7 protein-coding genes and 1 pseudogene are annotated in these 4,903 nt (G+C 33.1%); 6 read left to right on the top strand and 2 right to left on the bottom strand.

Features of this window, described 5'->3' with window-relative positions:
* From ACIQ0D_RS11520 to ACIQ0D_RS11495, 6 genes and pseudogenes are all read left to right on the top strand, one after another.
* Window positions 1-234, top strand: a pseudogene (locus tag ACIQ0D_RS11520) (SAM-dependent methyltransferase); the annotation flags it as partial.
* 152 nt (window positions 235-386) lie between these two features.
* Window positions 387-944 (top strand): Crp/Fnr family transcriptional regulator, encoded by a 558-nt coding sequence (locus ACIQ0D_RS11515; protein ID WP_395805750.1) that lies wholly within the window; start codon window positions 387-389, stop codon window positions 942-944.
* A gap of 95 nt (window positions 945-1,039) precedes the next feature.
* Entirely contained in the window at window positions 1,040-1,360 is a 321-nt protein-coding gene (locus ACIQ0D_RS11510) for a DMT family transporter (protein WP_395805748.1), read from the top strand.
* Between the two features lie 10 nt (window positions 1,361-1,370).
* Window positions 1,371-1,589: a hypothetical protein gene (locus tag ACIQ0D_RS11505; RefSeq protein WP_395805746.1), complete on the top strand. Its 219-nt coding sequence runs from the start codon at window positions 1,371-1,373 to the stop codon at window positions 1,587-1,589.
* A 122-nt stretch (window positions 1,590-1,711) separates the two neighbouring features.
* The gene (locus tag ACIQ0D_RS11500; RefSeq protein WP_395805744.1) at window positions 1,712-3,184 is read left to right on the top strand and encodes an erythromycin esterase family protein; all 1,473 of its coding nucleotides are present in this window, start codon (window positions 1,712-1,714) and stop codon (window positions 3,182-3,184) included.
* A 168-nt stretch (window positions 3,185-3,352) separates the two neighbouring features.
* On the top strand, window positions 3,353-3,781 hold the full coding sequence (locus ACIQ0D_RS11495) for a YiiD C-terminal domain-containing protein (RefSeq protein ID WP_395805742.1): 429 nt from the start codon (window positions 3,353-3,355) through the stop codon (window positions 3,779-3,781).
* 123 nt (window positions 3,782-3,904) lie between these two features.
* Here ACIQ0D_RS11495 and ACIQ0D_RS11490 read toward each other — a convergent pair whose 3' ends face one another.
* A complete protein-coding gene (locus tag ACIQ0D_RS11490) occupies window positions 3,905-4,501 on the bottom strand; it encodes a hypothetical protein (protein ID WP_395805740.1) in 597 nt (198 codons plus the stop codon).
* Between the two features lie 8 nt (window positions 4,502-4,509).
* Window positions 4,510-4,903: YebC/PmpR family DNA-binding transcriptional regulator (locus ACIQ0D_RS11485; RefSeq protein WP_395805738.1), on the bottom strand; the 394-nt coding region annotated here is incomplete at its 5' end.

Raw genomic sequence — 4,903 nt, 5'->3', positions numbered from 1 at the left:
AAAGCTGATATAATACAATCATATGTAATGTGGAATCACGGGATAAGCGAAGTGCTTAATAGTTTGATTAAAAACGGACTTGAAATAAAATCCTTTGACGAGTTTGACTACTCGCCTTACAATTGTTTCAATAAGACAATAGAATTTGAACCAAAAAAATTTAGAATTGAACATTTAGAAGACAAAATACCAATGGTGTATTCAATAAATGCGACAAGAAAAAACAACAGCTAACAGCCGTTTTGCAAAAGCCGGGGTTTCGTACTTCAATGAAAGTGCAGTGCTTAATTCAAGCTTGGTGCATCTAATGAAGTTTATTGCTAAAAATCCCCGCCTTCGCAAAGCGGCCAAACGTTAGCGGCAACCTTAAAACGACACTCACAATTATGATTGACGACTTTTTTACATTACTAAAAAATATAGAGCAAGAGAAAGCCGAAATAATTATTTCTCTCTTTAAAAAAATGTCTGTCAAAAAAAATACAATTCTACTTATGGAAGGACAAATTTGCCGACACAATTATATAGTAGAAAATGGATTAGCTAGAAAATATTTCTCTTACTTGGACAAAGAAATAACTACTGAAATTTACCTTAAAGGCGACATTGCCCATTCATTTGAAAGTTTTACCAAACAAACAAAAAGCGATGAGTGTATTGTAGCTTGTACAGAGCTTGAAATACTTTGCATAGACTTCAACAAATATACAGAAGCAAAAAAATCATATAGTTGGCTTATTGAACTTGATTTGATGTTTGTTGAGCAATATGCTATTCAATTGGAACGAAAATTAAAAGAACAGATAACCTTAAATGCAGCTGAACGCTATGAAAAAATATTATTGAATTATCCTAAAATAATTCAAGAAGTACCTTTAAAAATAATTGCCTCTTATCTCAACGTTACTGTTGAAAGATTAAGTAGAATAAGAGCAAAGATATAGTTTGTAAAACACTCGTTTTACATTTATTGACCTCAGGTCAAAGGTTTATAATTTTTGTTGTTTGAACTTTGCACAAGATTAAAAACAACATAATTATGAATTGGATAGCATTAATCATTGCAGGCATTTTTGAAATCGGTTGGCCTTTGGGTCTAAAAATGTCTCAACAAGCTGAAAACAGCAAGGTTTTATGGATACTTGTTGCAATTATTTCAATGTCTGTAAGTGGCGGACTATTATGGTATTCACAAAAAACAATTCCTATTGGTACTGCATACGCTGTATGGACAGGTTTAGGAGCTGTTGGAACCTTAATAGTAGGCATTATATCTTTTGGTGACTCTGCAAGTATTTACAGATTACTATCTGCAAGCCTAATTGTAATTGGAATTATTGGATTAAAAATGGCTCAATAATAAGATAACAATGGAAATAGAAGTATTTGTATATAAATCAAATGTAAAGTCAAACAAACTTGCAGAAAGAATAATATTTGAAATCAATAAAAAATTTCCAATAATTAGAACCAATTTTGATTTGGAAGACATTGACAAAATTTATAGGTTGGAAGCTACTCAACTTGAAAAAAAAGAAATAGAGAAATTCATAAGAAACCAAAACATTGAATTGATTGAATTGGAGTAAAATAAAAAAAGGCAGCCGCTAACAGGCGTTTAGTGGCAATTTTTGCACCTTCATAAATAAGAATAAACTTCTTGTAACAATTTAAATATAAATTCGTCTTACGTTTTTTAAAACATATAAATATGACTCCCAAATTCAAAAGAAGATTAAAACGTACCTCGATAGTAGTAGTGATATTGTTTGTATTAATCACTAGATTTTTTGCTTCTTCAGTTTTAGGAGAACCATTCTTTGGTGAGACTATAACAAATTTGTTCAGTGCAAAAGAGAAACCAGTTCTTTTATCACAAAGAGATTTAGGAATGTTAAAAAGCGCTATTCATTCTATTACGATTGAAAACACTAAAAATGACAGTTTACAATTTGATTTTTTAAATGAAAAACTAAAGAACGTTGAAGTCATAGGACTAGGAGAAGCAACTCATGGCACAAAAGAGTTTTTTGAACTCAAAAACAAGATGTTTAAATATTTAGTTGAACACCATGATGTAAAACTATTTGGTATTGAGGCAAATTTTGCCGCTTGTTATGATATTAACAAGTATATTCTAACTGGAGAAGGAAATGCAAAAGAAGCATTATCAAGAAATGGCTATTGGGTTTGGCAATCACAAGAGGTTTTAGATTTAATTGAGTGGATGAAAGACTACAATAAAGACAAAACATCAAACCAAAAAATTCAATTTTATGGTTACGACATGCAAGACGCTACCTCTTGTGTTGTCTGGCTTGACAATTATCTAAGTAAAAATAGTCCTAGCTTTAATAAAAATTTGCTGCCTGAAAAAATTGAGGAAAACAAAACTGCATTAGGAGAGTTAGAAGATAAAGAATTAAATGAAATGCAAAAAACAAATTTGAATAAGTTAGAAAATCTCGAAGAGTTTGTTTTGAGCCAAGAAACAGCATTGTTTAAAAAGGATTCGACAGACTATAAATTCGCTAAGCAAACCATTGCTGTACTTCGACAAAAATTAAATTATTTCAGAGAGCAAGATTTCAATACTGCATTTTCTTATAGAGACAGCTCGATGACACAAAATATAAAATGGATTAGAGAAAGCAATAACAATGATAAAATAATGCTTTGGGCTCATAACGGACATATTGGAAGGGGCTCGTTTTCTGAAGATTTTAATTCAGGTAATTGGATGGGATGGCATTTGAGTAACTTATATGGAAAAAAATATTACAACGTTGGTTTCAGTTTTAGCGAAGGTGGTTTTGTTTCGCAAAGTCCTTCATCAACAAATCTTTTTTACTTAATGTATAGTTTTACTAAAAGTATCTTCAAAAATGAACCTTGGCCAGTAGCGAATAACTATGTTAAACCACACCCCAAAAGTTATTTGACAAATGCTTTTTCACAACTGAAAACACCAATATTTTATATCGACTTTGAAGATATTTCAAATAATAAAAACATAAAAGACTTTGTAAATAAAGATTATGAGCATTATGAAGCTGGAGCAGTTTACATCAATGAAAAATCTGCACTATGGTCAACCAATCTCCATGAATATTTTGATGCCATAATTTACGTGGACAAAACAAAACCAGCAGAAAATTTCAACTTGGGTAAAATTGCTAAATAGAAAAACAGCCACTAACAAGGGTTTTGCGTCAGGCGGGCTGAAGTGCAAAATTCAACAGCAGTTTTTCAATTAAACATTAGTAATAATACCAGCATTTGTGCTTCGATATCCCTCCCGAACGCAAAGCGGCCAAACGTTAGGTGCAATTGTACAGACAAAATAATTATTATGAACATAACTGACTTACCATTTAATAAATTAATAGACATAAAAGTATCAACCGACCCTGACTATCTGTTAATTTTGGACGACAAAAAAGACTACACTAATCATTTAGATACAGTTCACGCAAGTGCATTATTCTCATTAGCTGAAGCAACAAGTGGACATTTTTTAATGATCAATTTTCCAGAATTTGATTCCGGACTTATTCCAGTTGTTAGACAGGTAGAAGTAAAGTATAAAAAGCCAGCTAATGGGCAGGTAAATTCAACCGCAATGTTAATCGATAATACAATAGACGAAATCAAAGAACAACTTACAACAAGAAAACGAGTATCTTTAAAATTAAAAATAGAATTATATGACATCAATAAAATAAATGTTATGTCCGGCAATTTTGAATGGTTTGTAACTATACTAAACACCAGCACCTAACAGCGCCTACAAGAAATTGAATGTTTAGTGGTTAAATGAAGTTTTGTGTCCCTCACGTTTAAGATTCAGTGGTGCAAGACAATTTTCGTCTCCGAAATCGCCAAATCTTGTAGTTTCAAACCGTTATCCCCCTTCCTCTTCCTTCTTCACAATCCCAGCCTTAAAACGAGGCCTATAAGCTGGCTTAGGATCAACGATCTCCTTTTGAGGGACGATTTCCAAATCCTTATCTTGCAATTCATTTGCAGGCTTTGCAGGGGCCTTGAATCGTGGTTTATAAGGGGTTTTAGCTGTATCTGTGGGTTTTGATGCTTCAGGTTCAGGTGTTGCTGTTTCTTCTACCTGATTATTTTTTACTTCTGTTTTTGATGCAGTAATATTTGCTTTGAATCGGGGTTTGAAGGTTGGTTTGGCTTCGAGGGCCTCAGCCACCGGGGCTTTGTGGGTTTCAAATGACGAGACTTCGAGAACCTCAGCCACCGAATCGTGAGCTTTAGCCTGCGGGGCTTCGAGGGTCTCAGCCACCGCGAGTATTTTTACCTCTTCTGCTAGTGGGTTTGCTCTGCGTAATTTATTGAACCAGAATTTCTTACTATGGTCGAAGCTTTTTTCGCCCATCTCATTAAAATGACTTTTAAATTCATCAAAAAAATCCTGATCAGCATCTTGCAGCTGAACAGGATCAATTTTCTTTTTTATTAAAAATTCTTCAAAAGTCATTGTTGAATTTATTCGGCCATATTGTGATAAACCGCCTGAATATCATCATCTTCTTCCAATTTATCAATTAATTTGAAAACATCGGCGGCTTGTTCTTCATTTACTTCAGTGGTAGATTGTGCAATACGTTCAAGCTTTGAGCTAATTACAGGAATGCCTTTTTCTTCCAATGCTTTTTGCATTTTTCCGAAATCCTCAAAGGAAGTATGGATAACACCAATATCTTTTCCATTCTCATCTACTTCAACGTATAAATCTTCTAAACCGGCATCAATTAGTTCAAATTCAAGCTCATCTAATTCCATTTCTCCTGGATCGAAGCGGAAAACAGATTTACGGCTAAAAATGAAATCTAATGATCCTGTTTTTCCGAGTGCACCATTTGTTTTATTGAAATAGCTA

It is taken from the genome of Daejeonella sp., assembly GCF_044342615.1.
In the GTDB taxonomy this organism is placed as follows: domain Bacteria; phylum Bacteroidota; class Bacteroidia; order Sphingobacteriales; family Sphingobacteriaceae; genus Daejeonella.
The sequence above is the reverse complement of the archived record's forward strand: the minus strand, read 5'-3'. Positions and strand labels throughout refer to the sequence as shown.

Excerpts from the sequence above, each read along its gene's own strand:
- ACIQ0D_RS11515 (WP_395805750.1), top strand. The coding sequence starts at position 387 with ATGATTGACGACTTTTTTACATTACTAAAAAATATAGAGCAAGAGAAA.
- ACIQ0D_RS11510 (WP_395805748.1), top strand. The coding sequence starts at position 1,040 with ATGAATTGGATAGCATTAATCATTGCAGGCATTTTTGAAATCGGTTGG.
- ACIQ0D_RS11505 (WP_395805746.1), top strand. The coding sequence starts at position 1,371 with ATGGAAATAGAAGTATTTGTATATAAATCAAATGTAAAGTCAAACAAA.
- ACIQ0D_RS11500 (WP_395805744.1), top strand. The coding sequence starts at position 1,712 with ATGACTCCCAAATTCAAAAGAAGATTAAAACGTACCTCGATAGTAGTA.
- ACIQ0D_RS11495 (WP_395805742.1), top strand. The coding sequence starts at position 3,353 with ATGAACATAACTGACTTACCATTTAATAAATTAATAGACATAAAAGTA.
- ACIQ0D_RS11490 (WP_395805740.1), bottom strand. The coding sequence starts at position 4,501 with ATGACTTTTGAAGAATTTTTAATAAAAAAGAAAATTGATCCTGTTCAG.